The 337-nt window shown below is 66.8% G+C and carries 1 protein-coding gene; it reads left to right on the top strand.

Annotated elements, in window-relative coordinates; translation table 11 throughout:
- Positions 1 to 337: ABC transporter permease subunit (locus ACV229_RS40830; protein WP_448088696.1), on the top strand; the 337-nt coding region annotated here is incomplete at both ends.

Raw genomic sequence — 337 nt, 5'->3', positions numbered from 1 at the left:
CGAGCTGATCGGCCTCGAATACAGCGGCGACCACGTGGTGATCTTCCTGTACCTGCTCGCGCTCGTGCTGGTGTGCTTCACGCTGTTCGTGACGAGCCGGCTGATCCGCATGCCGATGGGCCGCGCGTGGGAAGCACTGCGCGACGACGAGATCGCGTGCCGGTCGCTGGGTCTGAACCCGACCCGCATCAAGCTGTCGGCGTTCACGCTCGGCGCATCGTTCGCCGGTATCGGCGGCGCGTTCTTCGCGGCGCGCCAGGGCCTCGTGAATCCGGAATCGTTCACCTTCATCGAGTCGGCGCTGATCCTCGCGATCGTCGTGCTGGGCGGCATGGGC

The sequence above is a fragment of the Burkholderia sp. MR1-5-21 genome (assembly GCF_053427715.1).
Note: the sequence above shows the minus strand (reverse complement) of the source record. Positions and strands in the feature narration are given on the sequence as shown.